The sequence below is a fragment of the Rhodococcus zopfii NBRC 100606 = JCM 9919 genome (assembly GCF_001895025.1).
GTDB lineage: Bacteria > Actinomycetota > Actinomycetes > Mycobacteriales > Mycobacteriaceae > Rhodococcus > Rhodococcus zopfii.
Map to the genome: position 1 here is coordinate 25553 of NZ_BCXI01000004.1, position 12156 is coordinate 37708.

The following is a 12156-nucleotide window of genomic DNA, read 5'->3' on the forward strand; positions in this document are numbered from 1 at the left end:
GGTCGCCTCTCGGTCGCGGATGTCGAGCCGAGCGTAAGGTCCCGGCCGTTAAACAGTCAATGTTGACGGTTCAGGGGTGGAACGGGGGGCTCGGCAGGTCGTCGCCGAACAGATCGGGGGTATCAGTGCTGACCCGGTCGGGGAACACGGCCGCGCGCTTCTCGAGGAACGCGGCGATACCCTCGCGGGCATCGGGGCCGACGCCGCGGAGATTGATGCCGCGTGATTCGGCGCGGTGCGCGAGCATCGGGTGATCCGACCCGAGCGAGCGCCACACGAGCTGCCGCGACAGCGCCACGGACACCGGCGCCGAGTGCTCGGTGATCCGGCGGGCCAGCGCGTACGCCTCGTCGAGCACCGATTCCCTCGGGTGGAGCGAGTAGAGGAGACCGGCCTGGTGGGCCTCGGCGGCGTCGACGAGGCGGCCGGAATAGATCCAGTCCAGCGCACGCTGCAGCGGCACCAGCTTGGGCAGGAACCACGACGAACACGATTCGGGAATCAGTCCGCGACGGTTGAAGACGAATCCGATGCGCGCGTCGTCGGCGGCAAGCCGGAAGTCGGCGGCCAGCGTCATGGTGATCCCCACCCCGACGGCAGGGCCGTTGATGGCGGCGACGATCGGCTTGCGCGATTCGAACATGCGCAACACGACGCGCCCGCCGCCGTCTCGCCGCAGATCGTCGCCGGAGTGCTCGTCCTGCCACTCGGCGAACGTGTCGGCCCCGGCGGACAGATCGGCTCCCGCGCAGAACGCTCGTCCGGCACCGGTGAGAACGACGGCGCGGACGTCGTCGTCGGCGTCGCAGCGATCGTAGGCGTCGATCAGCTCGTACTCCATGGTGGTCGTGAAGGCGTTGAGCTGGTCGGGACGGTTCAAGGTGATCGTGGCGATCCCGTCGCCGATGGCGAGTCGAATGTGCTCCATGCGGTCAGCATCCCATGGTTACTGAACGATCGCTAGGGCAACCTTCCGCCCGGTACCTCTACGCTGTGGGTTGTCGACCGGTGACGGGATGGGAAACGGAAATGTGTGCTGCGAAGGGCGCGCCGGCCGGCGCCGGCCGTCAGGTGATCCTGGATTCCGCGCTGCGGAACATGAACCAGCGCGGCTACCACGGCACATCCATGCGCGACATCGCACGCGACGCCGACATGACGGTCGCGTCGATCTACCACCACTTCAAATCCAAGCAGGAGATCCTGCAGGACATCATGACCCGGGCGCTGCACGACGCGATCGCGATGACCCGCGGCGCCCTCCTGCGCGCGGGAGGGGCGCCGGGAGACCAGCTCCAGGCGGTCGTACGCGCCTGGATCATGTTCCACACGACCCGCCAGTCCGATGCCCTCGTCGGCGCCACCGAACTCCGCAGTCTCGACTACGAAGGCCGGCGGCTCGTCGTCGCACTGCGCGACGAGCAGGAGAGCGTCTTCCGCGACATCATCGATCGCGGGGTCGAGGACGGCGCGTTCACCACCGCGCTGCCCCGCGATGCGGCGCGCGCGATCATTCACATGGGCCAATCGGTCTGCACGTGGTGGCGACCCGACGGGCCCCTGAAGCCCGAGGAGCTCGCGGACCGGTACGCGGACCTCGCGCTGGCCATGGTGCAACCCGCGGACAACCGGTAGCGCAACCACTTTCACGCGCCGCTGGATCGCTGGGCGGCGCCGCGGGCGTACGCCGCTGAATCGCAGTGGGGATCCACGCCGGGACCGCGCTCTTCGATCAAGCGAACGATCGATCGGCTGTGTCGGCGGGAGCGGGTAGGCGGCTGCTGCCCCACATGCAAAATTGCTGGATATGTGCGGCGATGCACCCACGGTTGACACCAAGCGTGTCCCGGGTCACTATTGTTCCATCCGAACGATCGTTTGGTAAGAACTTCTGGAAGGGGTTCATCCGATGGCCGCATCCCCGGCGGGCGCGCTTGCCGAACTCGACCTCGACGCGTTGAGCGCGCATCTGCGGGCGACGCTCGACGGCGGCCTCGCGGGGCCGCTGACCGCCTCGCTCATCGGCGGCGGCCGCTCGAATCCGACCTATCGCCTGAGCGACGGTGAGAGTGAGTGGGTGCTGCGCCGACCTCCGTACGGTCACGTCCTGCCCAGCGCGCACGACATGAAGCGCGAGTACACCGTCATCGACGCGTTGGCTGGTTCCGCGGTCCCGGTCCCCGTCGCCGTGCACCTGTGCGAGGACACCGCGGTGCTCGGCGCGTCGTTCTATCTCATGAACCTGGTCGACGGCCGCCCGGTCGGCACGACCGAACAGGCCGAGGAACTCACGCCGGGACAGCGCCGCGGCCTCGGTCTCGCCCTCGCCGATACGCTCGCCGACCTCCACGAGATCGACCCGGCCACGGTCGGACTGGACGATTTCGGCAGACCCGACGGCTATCTCGATCGACAGCTGAAACGCTGGGCGCGGCAGTGGGAGTCGTCGAAGACCGCGGAGCGGCCCGAGGTGGCCGTCCTCCTCGACAAGTTGGGGCGGGCGCTGCCCCGAACCCGATTCCCGGGCATCGTGCACGGTGACGTCAAGCTCGACAACGTGCTCGTGTCCCGGGACGACCCGGCTCGTATCGTCACGGTATTGGACTGGGAGATGGCCACTCTCGGAGACACACTCGCCGATGTGGGCATCATGCTCAGCTTCTGGGACGTTCCCGGGCAGCCGGCCAATCCCATCACCCGGGGGCTCGCGACACTCGACGGGTTCCCCACCCGTGCAGAACTTCTCGAGCGTTATGCGTCGCGTCGCGGCATCGAGCTGCCCGAGGTCGACTGGTACGTCGTGTTCGCCGACTTCAAGATCGCCGTCATCATGGAGGGCATCGCGGCCCGGCACGCGCAGGGCGAGACCGTCGGCGAGGGTTTCGACGGGGTCGCCGGCATGACGGAACCGCTACTGCAACGGGCGCTCGAACTGGCGACTCGGTCGTCCGATCCCGAACTGCGCCGCTGACATCCAGAGAACAGGAGTCACCACAATGGATTTCGCGTACAGCCCGAAGGTCGAGGAGTTGCGGAGCAAGCTCACCGCATTCATGCAGGACCGGATCCTGCCGGCCGAGGTGATCGCGGCGCAGCAGCTCGCGAGCAAGCCCGATTACTGGGGCGCCCCGCCGATCATGGCGGACCTCAAGACCGCGGCCAAGCGGCAGGGACTGTGGAACCTGTTCCTCCCCGAGGACGGCGGTGCCGGTCTGACCAACCTCGAGTACGCGCCGCTCGCCGAACTCACCGGCTGGAGCCCACATCTCGCTCCCGAAGCCCTGAACTGCAATGCGCCGGACACCGGCAACATGGAACTGCTCGCCCGCTTCGGCACGGACGAGCAGAAGGTGCAGTGGCTCGCCCCGCTCCTGGACGGTGAGATCCGCTCCTGCTTCTCGATGACCGAGCCGGATGTCGCGAGCTCGGACGCCTCCAACGTGCGGCTCGAAATCGCCGACGACGGCGACGACTGGGTGCTCACCGGCCGCAAGTGGTGGACCACCGCCGCACTCCGCGACGACACCCGGGTCGCGATGGTCATGGGCGTCACCGACCCGGACGCCCCGGCCGGTTCGCGGCACTCGATCGTCCTGGTACCCATGGACACTCCGGGGGTGCACGTCGAACGTTCCACCACGGTCCTCGGTTTCGACGACCGACACGAGGGCGGGCACGGCGAGATCGTCTACGACCGCGTCCGTGTTCCCAAAGCCAATCTGCTCGGCCCTCGCGGCAAGGGTTTTGCCGTCGCGCAGGCACGTCTGGGCCCGGGCCGGATCCACCACTGCATGCGCCTGATCGGCATGGCCGAACGCGCCATCGCGCTCACGACCGAGCGGGCCCGCACCCGGGTCGCGTTCGGGAAACCGCTCGCCGACGAGGGAGTCGTGCAGGCCACCGTCGCCGACGCCCGGATCAAACTCGACGCGGCACGCCTGATGGTGCTGCGCGCCGCGTGGCGGATGGACGTCGAGGGCGCGAAGGCCGCCCGTCACGACATCGCCGCCGCGAAGGTCATGGTGCCGCTGACCGTCAAGTGGATCCTCGACGAGGCGATCCAGATCTTCGGCGGCGCGGGACTGTCCCAGGACACGCCGCTCGCGATGCTCTACTCGCAGGCACGGTTCCTCCAGATCGCCGACGGACCCGACCAGGTGCACCGTCGTTCGCTCGCCCGCGCCGAGTTCGGTGCCACTCCGCCCCTGCGAGAGGTCCGTGGCTGACCGGCGAACCCCGCCGACCGCTCTTTCCTTCACCCCGCCCGACAACGAGGACGATGCGATGTCTGAAACACGAACCCACACACACTCTCTCGATACTCCGGCAGCGCCGGCCCCACGTGCCGGTCGTGCTGCCGTCGCGTCGGCGATCTCGACATCGCTCGAGTGGTACGACTTCTTCATCTATTCGACAGCCGCAGCACTGGTGTTCAACACCACCTTCTTCGCCACCGACAGCGAAGTGGTCGCTGCGGTGAACTCCTTCGCGACCGTCGCAGTCGGATTCATCGCCCGCCCGATCGGCGGGGTCCTCGCCGGGCACTTCGGTGACAAATTCGGCCGCAAACCCGTTCTCGTGGCTGCCGTGGTGCTCATGGCCATCGCGACATCGCTGATCGGCTTCGTGCCCACCACCGAGATCATGTGGCTCGCACCGATGATCCTGGTGACCTTGCGCATCTGTCAGGGCCTGGCCGTCGGGGCGCAGTGGGGCGGTGCCGTCCTGCTGGCCACGGAGAACGCCCCGGCGAACCGGCGCGGGTTCTTCGGAAGCTTCGCGCAACTCGGCGTCCCGATCGGCGTGGTCCTCGGCAACGTCGTGTTCCTGGTGATCACCTCGACCGTCGCCCAGGATTCGTTCCTGTCGTGGGGCTGGCGCATTCCGTTCTGGATCAGTCTCGTGATGCTGCCCGTGGCATTCGCGATCCATCGCTACCTGGAGGAGACCCCCGAGTTCAAGAAGATCGCGGAAAAGCTCGACCAGGCTCCGGCCCTGCGGCGTTCCCCGATCCTCGAAGTGCTGCGCAAGAACCCGGGAACCGTGCTCATGGCTGCCGGCTCGAACGCGATCGGCGTCATGTTCTTCTACACGATGATCACCGGTTCGGTGCAGTACGCCACGACCTACCTCGGTCTCGAACGGTCGACGGTGCTCACCTTCATCCTGATCGCGTGCCTGCTGCAGATTCCGCTGGTGCCGCTGTTCGGGCATCTGTCCGACCGCGTCGGCCGCAAGCTGATCTTCGGTGTCGGTACCGTCGCCATGATGGCGTGGGGCGTGCCGATGTGGCTGCTGATCGGCGCATCCGGACCCGGCACCGTGTGGCCGTTCGCGATCGCGGTGATCGTCGGCGTCGTCGCCATGTCGTTCCAGACAGGCACCCAGGGCACGTTGTTCTCCGAGCTGTTCCCGCCCGAGGTGCGCTTCTCCGGGGCGTCGCTCGGCTACCAGATCTCCGCGATCATCGGTGGCTTCTCTCCGATGATCATGGTGCTGCTCATCAACGGTGAGGCCGGAAACGCATGGAAGGTGGGCGTATTCCTCGCCGTCGCCGCCGCGATCGGACTGCTGTGCCTGATCGCCATCGTCCGCAGGTACTCCCAGCCGCACGAGTCCGCGCACGCAGCCTGACCGACACGAACAAGGAGTAGATCGATGGTGGACTTCCCGGACACCCACGCCGCGGCGGACCCCGGCCGTCCTGCGTACATCATGGCGGACAGCGGTACCGTCGTGACCTATCGCGAACTGGTCGACGACTCGCGTGACATCGCAAAGCTGTTGTGGTCGAGGGGACTTCGCCACGGAGATTGTGTTGCCGTGCTGATGGAGAACAGCGCGCCGTTCCCGAAGATAGCCTGGGCGGCGCAGCGCATCGGTCTGCGCTACGTCACGCTGTCGACGCGGCTGCTGCCCGACGAGGTCGCCTACATCCTCGGTGATTCGGGGGCCCGGGCGCTGTTCACCAGTGTCCGCCATCTCGATGCCGCGGCCGACGCCGCGGATGCGGTGCCGGGGCCGGGACACCGATTTGCCGTCGACGGTTCCGGCCGGGGATTCGAGAACCTTTCGGAAGCACTGGCTTCCGTTCCTCACGAGGTCGTGCCGGACGAATGCGAGGGTGTCGACCTGCTGTACTCGTCCGGCACCACCGGCCGGCCCAAGGGGGTCGTGGCGGAACTGCCGCTGCACCCGCTCGGAACCCCGCCGGGGGTGGCTGCGCTGCTGCACGATCAGTGGGGGTTCGACCGGGACAGTGTCTACCTGTCCCCGGCGCCGCTGTATCACGCTGCGCCGCTGCGCTTCACGATGACCGTGCACCGGTACGGCGGTACCGCGATCGTAATGGAGCGATTCGACCCGGAGCGGGCACTCGAACTCGTCGAACGCTACCGGGTGACCCACACCCAGATGGTGCCCACCATGTTCATCCGGATGCTCAAGCTGCCGGACGAGCAGCGGACCGGACACGACGTGTCGTCGCTGCAGGTGGTGATCCACGCCGCCGCGCCGTGCCCCCCGGACACCAAGCGCGCCATGATCGACTGGCTCGGGCCGATCATCCACGAGTACTACTCGTCCACCGAGAACAGCCTGTTCACGACGCTGGACTCGCACGAATGGCTGGCCCATCCCGGATCGGTGGGCCGGGCGATCCTAGGTGTGCCGCACATCCTCGACGAGTCGGGCAACGAGCTGCCGCCCGGTGAATCCGGCACGATCTGGTCCGAGGGGGGTCTGCTCTTCGAATACCTGAACGACCCGGCGAAGACCGCCGAATCCCGCAACGATCGGGGTTGGACGACGGTCGGCGATCTCGGCTACGTCGACAACGACGGCTTCCTCTACCTGTCGGACCGCCGTGCCGATCTGATCCTGTCCGGCGGCGTGAACATCTATCCGCGCGAATCGGAGGACGTGCTCGTCGTACACCCGAAGGTCGCCGACGCTGCGGTGTTCGGCATTCCGCACGACGAACTCGGCGAGGCCGTCCACGCCGTCGTGCAGACCGCACCCGGCGTGGTCGCCGACGGGGCGCTCGAGGAGGAACTGCTCGCGTTCTGCCGTGAGAGGCTGTCGACCTTCAAATGCCCGCGCCGGATCGATTTCGTCGACGAGCTGCCCCGCCACGCCACCGGCAAGCTCTACAAGCGGCTGTTGCGTGACCGCTATGCCCGGCAGACGGTCTCGTGACCGCTGTCGAGGTCACAGCGCCGATCGCCGGCGTCGTGCAGGTGACCTTGAACCGCCCCGACGCCCTCAACACGCTCACCGCGGAGGCGGTGGCCGAGTTCCGCGACGTCCTGACCGGGATCGCCGCGGACCGGTCGTGCCGTGTTGTGGTGCTCACCGGCGCCGGACGGGCGTTCAGCGCCGGGCTGGACCTCAACGGCTACGGCGACGACGAGCGGATCGCTGCAGAAGGGGAGGTCGGCCGGATGCTCTCCCGGCAACAGGACATCGCCGGGCTCGCGCAGCAGCTCCACGAACTCCCGCAGCCGGTGATCGCCGCCGTCAACGGGCCCGCGGCGGGCGGCGGCCTCGCGCTGGTGTGCGCGAGCGACATCCGCCTGGCCGCGACCCCGGCGATCTTCGCAGTCTCCTTCATCCGGGCGGGCTTCTCGGCGTGCGACATCGGGGTGTCGTGGCTGCTGCCCCGGATCGTCGGGGCGGGAGCCGCCCACGAGCTCATGCTCACCGGCCGGCGTTTCGACGCGGCCGAGGCGTACCGCATCGGCCTCGTCGGCGCGATCCTCGAACCCGACGAGCTGATCGACTCGGCGCTCGCCAAGGCCCGGGAGATCATGCCGAACCCGCCGCTGTCGGTGGAGCTCACCAAGCAGGGCATGTGGCTCGCGCTCGAGACCCCGTCGTTCGACGCGTCGGTGGCGTTCGAGAACCGTCAGCAGGTGTTCACCGCCCTCACCGAGGACCGGCGGGAGGCGACCGCCGCGTTCCTGGAGAAGCGGCCGCCCACCTATCGGCGCAGGTAGGCCAGGAGACCGCACGGGTCCCGCGGCCCGGTCCTACGAGGGCCGGGGACCCGCGGGCGTCAGGGTCCGGAGACTCACAAGGTAAGGTCCTAGGTCATGGACATTCTCGAAATCGTGGGCATGGCAGTCGTGATCATCGTGGTGCTGCAGGTGATCCTCGGTTCGCTGGCGCTGCTGGCGATCTCGACGGTCAACCCGCACTTCATGCAGCGCAACAAGTAGGCGCTGACCCGGCAGGAACGCTGCGCTGGGGCTGCCGGACCCGTCAGCCCCAACCGAGTTCGTGGAGGCGGTCTTCCTCGATGCCGAAGTAGTGCGCTATCTCGTGGATCACGGTGACCGCCACTTCGTGCACCACGTCGTCCTCCGACTCGCAGATGTCGAGGATCGCGTCCCGGTAGACGGTGATCGTGTCCGGCAGCGACCCCGCGTAGTGCGAGTCGCGTTCGGTGAGCGCAATCCCGTGGTACAGGCCCAGTAGGTCCGGCTCCTCGTCGTGCCGCGCGTCGACCAGCACCACCACGTTGTCGATCGCCTCGGCCAACTGCTGCGGAATCAGATCCAGAGCCTCGGAGACCAGTTCGTCGAAGCGCTCCTCGTTCATCCGGACACTCATCGCGCCCCGTTCGGGAGCGGAGCTGCGCCCGGCAACGGCGTCGGCAGCGACCGTCCCTCCGGCACCGGCGGCGGCGCGACCGGCGGCTGTCCGTCGATCAGGATGTCGCCCTTCGCCGAACCGGTGATCGACGCGAAGCCGCCACCCTCGACCTGCTTACCGACCGAGCAGTTCACCCTGCGGCTTCCCGCGAGCCAGCTGTCGAAATCCAGGTTGTCCCAGAACAGCGTCAGCGTCTTGTTGCGCAGCGCCTCCGGATCACCCAGATAGGCGTTGGTGCTCTCGGTGCACGTCGACTCCAGGAACTTGTCCTGGTCGGCCATGCTCGGCACCCCGCCGGGGAACTGGGGGGACAGATCCACCACCGCCGCAACCTCGAACGCATGCGGCTGGGAGCACTCCACCGGATCGGCGGGCACTCCGTTGTTGATACCGATGCACGTGCCGACCTCCCAGGCACGGGACTGGTCCTGATCGGCGACGCGGCCCTCGATCGGCAGCAGGTTGCCGGTCGTCGACGAGAACTGCAGCCCGCACCGCAGGGTCCGTTCACCGGCGTCCCAACCGGCTTCACCCGGATTGATGAGTCCGACGCTGAACTTGCCGTGCGGATCGAAACGGCCCTGCAGGTAGTCCATGGCGGCGGGCGCGCAATGCTCATCGCGCAGCTCCGTGAAACGCAGGACCGACGGGAACCGTGAACCCGGACCCCACTCCGCACCCGGGAACACACTCAGGTCGATGTCCTGAACCACCTCGAACAGGTGGGTCTGCTCGCAGTCGACCTTCGCCAGATCGCTGGCGTCGATCGCCGACCAGGTCAGGCAGTCGCCGCCGACCGCGGTCCCGAACGCCTCGCCGGCGACCGCGCCCGTCGTGAACAGGGCACCGCCGGTCCCGGCGGAATCGTCGCCCGAACCGCCGAACCCGGCGACCACCGCGGTCGCGACGGCGGCGAGTACCGCGCCCGCCGCGACCAGTATCAATGCGCGGCGGGTCAGCTTCGCGGACGGCGGTCGCCGCGTGGACTGCTGCTCGTTCTCCTCGGCCATCGCATCCATCATGCCTGCCGTCCGCGCGCGGGGTAACTTCGGTGTTCGTGACCGACGACCCGATCGACCCCGAGGTCCAGGAAATCGCGCAGCGCATGTTCGACGCGGCGCGGGCCGGTGCGGCCGACACTCTCGCCGCCTACCTCGATGCCGGGGTCCCGGTGAACCTCACCAACAGCACCGGCGACACCCTGCTGATGCTCGCCGCCTATCACGCGCATCCCGCAGCCGTGCGGGTCCTGATCGAGCACGGTGCCGACATCGACCGGCTCAACGACCGCGGGCAGTCGCCGCTCGCGGGCGCGGTCTTCAAGGGAGCGGAAGAGGTGGTGCGGGCGCTCGTCGCGGCCGGTGCCGATCCGCACGCGGGCCATCCCACCGCGGAGGATGCCGCGCGGATGTTCGGGAGGGACGACTACCTGCAACTCTGGCACCGGTAGGCTTCCCTCTCGTGATCGACCTCAAGTTCCTCCGCGAGAATCCCGATGTCGTCCGTGCCTCGCAGCGCACCCGAGGTGAAGACCCCGGTCTCGTCGACGCCCTGCTCGAGGCCGACGAGACCCGTCGCGCCGCGGTGCTGGCCGGCGACAACATCCGCGCCGAGCAGAAGGCGCTGGGTAAGAAGGTCGGTCAGGCGTCCCCCGAGGAACGCCCCGCGTTGCTCGCCGGGTCGAAGGAACTCGCCGCGAAGGTCAAGGAACTCGAGGCCGAGCAGCACGCCGCGCAGGAAGCCCTCGACCGCGCGCACCTGGCGATCTCCAACGTCGTGCAGGAAGGAGCCCCGGCCGGCGGTGAGGACGACTTCGTCACCCTCGAGACCGTCGGGGAACTGCCCAGCTTCGACTTCGAACCGAAGGATCACCTCACGCTCGGCGAGTCGCTGGGCCTGATCGATATGGAACGCGGCGCGAAGGTATCCGGTGCCCGCTTCTACTTCCTCACCGGCTACGGCGCGCTGCTGCAGCTCGGCATGCTTCAGCTCGCTGCGCAGAAGGCCACCGCCAACGGTTTCACGATGATGATCCCGCCCGTGCTCGTGCGGCCCGAGATCATGCAGGGAACCGGCTTCCTCGGTCAGCACGCCGACGAGGTGTACCGCCTCGAGGAGGACGACCTGTACCTCGTCGGTACCTCCGAGGTGCCGCTGGCCGGCTACCACTCGGGTGAGATCATCGACCTGTCCGCGGGGCCGAAGCGATACGCCGGCTGGTCGTCGTGCTTCCGCCGCGAAGCGGGCAGCTACGGCAAGGACACCCGCGGCATCATCCGCGTCCACCAGTTCGACAAGGTGGAGATGTTCGTCTACTGCAAGCCCGAGGACGCCACCGACGAGCACCAGCGTCTGCTGGCGTGGGAACGCGAGATGCTCGCCGCGATCGACGTGCCGTACCGGGTCATCGACGTCGCCGGCGGCGACCTCGGTTCGTCCGCGGCCCGCAAGTTCGACTGCGAGGCGTGGGTGCCGACGCAGGAGCGCTACCGCGAACTGTCCTCGACGTCGAACTGCACCACCTTCCAGGCCCGCCGCCTCGGCGTGCGGTACCGGGACGAGAACGGCAAGCCGCAGATCGCCGCGACCCTCAACGGCACCCTCGCCACCACTCGCTGGCTCGTCGCGATCCTCGAGAACCATCAGCAGGCCGACGGTTCCGTGAAGGTGCCCGCCGCGCTGGTGCCGTTCGTCGGCCGAGAGGTGCTCGAACCGGTCGGCTGAGGTCGCACGGGGCGGGCGTGTACGACGCGCCGGCTGCCTCCGGCGAGCTGACGCGCCGGCTGCCTTCGGCGAGCGAATGTATCCTTCGTCTCCGTCAACCGAATGGGTGTACCACTCGCTCGATCGGAAGGTGCGGTGCCCGGCCGGGGCGTCCCTCGTGCAGGTGCGCGGTCCGGCTCAGCTCAGGATCATGCAGGTGGTCGAGCCGGTCGCCAGCAGCCTGCCCTGCTCGTCGCGGGCCTCGCCGCGCGCCGTCGCGGTCCGGCGCCCCGAGTGTTCGCAGAAGCCGTGCACCCGGACGATGTGCCCCGGCTGCACCGGCCGCAGGTACCGCACCTGCAGATCGAGGGTCGTGTAGCCGACGCCCGCGGACAGGGTGCTCGACACGGCGAAGCCCATCGCGGTGTCGAACAGTGTCGCGAGAACCCCGCCGTGCACACTCCCCACGGCGTTGCTGTGGAACTCCTGCACCTCCAACGTCACCTCGGCGAATCCCTCCCGCGCGTCGGTGACAGTGAACCCCAGCGTGCGCGACGTCGGGTGGTGGGGGATGCTGCCGTCGATGAGGCCGCGCAGGAAGTCCAGGCCGTGCATGTCGCGGTTGGCGGCCGAGGTGGGGGCAGGGTCGTCCCACGTGTAGGTACGTTCGCGTTCGATCACGTCCTCGACCGTAAAACACTGGCTACGGCGCTGCCGGGATGAGACGATACTGTGCATGTCCCGTCGATGTTGACTTGCACCGACCACATCACTGACCGCCCGCGCCGTCGCGTACTC

13 protein-coding genes are annotated in these 12156 nt (G+C 68.1%); 9 read left to right on the forward strand and 4 right to left on the reverse strand.

Annotated features, from left to right (window positions below; genetic code table 11):
* Positions 1–70 precede the first annotated feature (70 nt).
* Complete coding sequence (locus tag RZ1_RS03315; RefSeq protein WP_072809221.1) at positions 71–928, reverse strand: crotonase/enoyl-CoA hydratase family protein; 858 nt, start codon at positions 926–928, stop codon at positions 71–73.
* A gap of 101 nt (positions 929–1029) precedes the next feature.
* Here RZ1_RS03315 and RZ1_RS03320 point away from each other — a divergent pair, with 101 nt between their 5' ends.
* The 7 genes from RZ1_RS03320 (at position 1030) to RZ1_RS31615 (ending at position 8219) form a co-directional block, all read left to right on the forward strand.
* Positions 1030–1635 (forward strand): TetR/AcrR family transcriptional regulator, encoded by a 606-nt coding sequence (locus tag RZ1_RS03320; protein WP_072809223.1) that lies wholly within the window; start codon positions 1030–1032, stop codon positions 1633–1635.
* Positions 1636–1909: 274 nt separating this feature from the next.
* Positions 1910–2971 (forward strand): phosphotransferase family protein, encoded by a 1062-nt coding sequence (locus RZ1_RS03325; RefSeq protein ID WP_072809225.1) that lies wholly within the window; start codon positions 1910–1912, stop codon positions 2969–2971.
* Positions 2972–2996: 25 nt separating this feature from the next.
* Positions 2997–4226 (forward strand): acyl-CoA dehydrogenase family protein, encoded by a 1230-nt coding sequence (locus tag RZ1_RS03330; protein ID WP_072809227.1) that lies wholly within the window; start codon positions 2997–2999, stop codon positions 4224–4226.
* Between the two features lie 58 nt (positions 4227–4284).
* Positions 4285–5634 (forward strand): MFS transporter, encoded by a 1350-nt coding sequence (locus RZ1_RS03335; protein ID WP_072809288.1) that lies wholly within the window; start codon positions 4285–4287, stop codon positions 5632–5634.
* 24 nt (positions 5635–5658) lie between these two features.
* On the forward strand, positions 5659–7197 hold the full coding sequence (locus tag RZ1_RS03340) for an AMP-binding protein (protein ID WP_072809228.1): 1539 nt from the start codon (positions 5659–5661) through the stop codon (positions 7195–7197).
* The gene (locus RZ1_RS03345; RefSeq protein ID WP_072809230.1) at positions 7194–7997 is read left to right on the forward strand and encodes an enoyl-CoA hydratase/isomerase family protein; all 804 of its coding nucleotides are present in this window, start codon (positions 7194–7196) and stop codon (positions 7995–7997) included. The genes RZ1_RS03340 and RZ1_RS03345 overlap by 4 nt, the downstream gene beginning before the upstream one ends.
* A 96-nt stretch (positions 7998–8093) precedes the next feature.
* Positions 8094–8219, forward strand: a complete 126-nt coding sequence (locus RZ1_RS31615; protein WP_280522812.1) for a hypothetical protein — start codon at positions 8094–8096, stop codon at positions 8217–8219.
* Between the two features lie 43 nt (positions 8220–8262).
* Here the strand turns inward: RZ1_RS31615 and RZ1_RS03350 are convergent, their stop codons facing one another.
* On the reverse strand, positions 8263–8601 hold the full coding sequence (locus RZ1_RS03350) for a metallopeptidase family protein (RefSeq protein ID WP_371305302.1): 339 nt from the start codon (positions 8599–8601) through the stop codon (positions 8263–8265).
* An 8-nt stretch (positions 8602–8609) separates the two neighbouring features.
* Positions 8610–9674, reverse strand: coding sequence for a septum formation family protein (locus RZ1_RS03355; RefSeq protein WP_072809233.1), 1065 nt, complete (start codon positions 9672–9674; stop codon positions 8610–8612).
* Between the two features lie 86 nt (positions 9675–9760).
* Here RZ1_RS03355 and RZ1_RS03360 point away from each other — a divergent pair, with 86 nt between their 5' ends.
* Positions 9761–10105 carry an ankyrin repeat domain-containing protein gene (locus RZ1_RS03360; protein WP_238071869.1) on the forward strand — a complete coding sequence of 115 codons (345 nt, stop codon included), beginning with the start codon at positions 9761–9763 and terminating at the stop codon, positions 10103–10105.
* A gap of 11 nt (positions 10106–10116) precedes the next feature.
* A complete protein-coding gene (gene serS / locus RZ1_RS03365) occupies positions 10117–11379 on the forward strand; it encodes a serine--tRNA ligase (protein ID WP_072809235.1) in 1263 nt (420 codons plus the stop codon).
* A 177-nt stretch (positions 11380–11556) separates the two neighbouring features.
* Here the strand turns inward: serS and RZ1_RS03370 are convergent, their stop codons facing one another.
* The gene (locus tag RZ1_RS03370; RefSeq protein WP_283235961.1) at positions 11557–11973 is read right to left on the reverse strand and encodes a PaaI family thioesterase; all 417 of its coding nucleotides are present in this window, start codon (positions 11971–11973) and stop codon (positions 11557–11559) included.
* Positions 11974–12156: the final 183 nt, after the last annotated feature.

Coding starts and splice junctions, on each gene's coding strand:
- RZ1_RS03325 (WP_072809225.1), top strand. CDS start 1,910: ATGGCCGCATCCCCGGCGGGCGCGCTTGCCGAACTCGACCTCGACGCG.
- RZ1_RS03335 (WP_072809288.1), top strand. CDS start 4,285: ATGTCTGAAACACGAACCCACACACACTCTCTCGATACTCCGGCAGCG.
- RZ1_RS31615 (WP_280522812.1), top strand. CDS start 8,094: ATGGACATTCTCGAAATCGTGGGCATGGCAGTCGTGATCATCGTGGTG.
- RZ1_RS03360 (WP_238071869.1), top strand. CDS start 9,761: ATGTTCGACGCGGCGCGGGCCGGTGCGGCCGACACTCTCGCCGCCTAC.
- RZ1_RS03330 (WP_072809227.1), top strand. CDS start 2,997: ATGGATTTCGCGTACAGCCCGAAGGTCGAGGAGTTGCGGAGCAAGCTC.
- RZ1_RS03315 (WP_072809221.1), bottom strand. CDS start 928: ATGGAGCACATTCGACTCGCCATCGGCGACGGGATCGCCACGATCACC.
- RZ1_RS03350 (WP_371305302.1), bottom strand. CDS start 8,601: ATGAACGAGGAGCGCTTCGACGAACTGGTCTCCGAGGCTCTGGATCTG.
- RZ1_RS03340 (WP_072809228.1), top strand. CDS start 5,659: ATGGTGGACTTCCCGGACACCCACGCCGCGGCGGACCCCGGCCGTCCT.
- RZ1_RS03320 (WP_072809223.1), top strand. CDS start 1,030: ATGTGTGCTGCGAAGGGCGCGCCGGCCGGCGCCGGCCGTCAGGTGATC.
- RZ1_RS03370 (WP_283235961.1), bottom strand. CDS start 11,973: ATGCACGGCCTGGACTTCCTGCGCGGCCTCATCGACGGCAGCATCCCC.
- RZ1_RS03355 (WP_072809233.1), bottom strand. CDS start 9,674: ATGGATGCGATGGCCGAGGAGAACGAGCAGCAGTCCACGCGGCGACCG.